General features: G+C 60.7%; 1 protein-coding gene. It reads left to right on the top strand.

All coding sequences use genetic code 11. The features are described 5' to 3' along the window. Positions 1–547 (top strand): toprim domain-containing protein (locus JWG43_RS20665; protein WP_205244282.1); only part of this gene is annotated, 547 nt, incomplete at both ends.

Here is a 547-nt window from a genome sequence, read left to right on the forward strand (position 1 = left end):
ATTGACTACCTCAGCATCAAGAGCATGGATGGGGGCGTGGGGATCGCCCTGCTCGGTAACCAACTGCTGTTCGATCCAGGTCTCCTGGCGCATTGCCGACGCCTGGTCACCGCCCTGGACAATGATCAGGGCGGCATCAGCGCGGTGGTTGATCTGACCCAACGGTATCCGGATACGGAACTGGTCCCGTATCCCCTTGATGGCCATAAGGATGCCAATGAGGTGTTGCAGGCCCGGAAGAAAAAAGGTCGCCGGCTGAGTGTGCCCGATAAACTGGAGATCTACCGGGCCTTTCAGCGGAGCGACAACAAGAGTGAGCTGGCCCGACAGTGGGGCATAGACCGTTCCTATCTCTATCAACTGGTCAAGGATATGGAGGAGTCGCTGACCGGCCTGCTCGCTGCCCGCCAGGTCGGACGACCACCGGCCGATCGTCCTGAATCGGTGCAGGAGGCCTGGCAAGAACTGCAGGCCCTGCGGGAGCAGATCAATCAACTCGGCCAAGAGCGGGATCAGGCCACCTGTCGCGCCGAGTTCCTCGGTCTGC

Origin of the sequence: Desulfobulbus alkaliphilus (assembly GCF_016918545.1) — a bacterium.
Taxonomy (GTDB): Bacteria; Desulfobacterota; Desulfobulbia; order Desulfobulbales; family Desulfobulbaceae; genus Desulfobulbus; species Desulfobulbus alkaliphilus.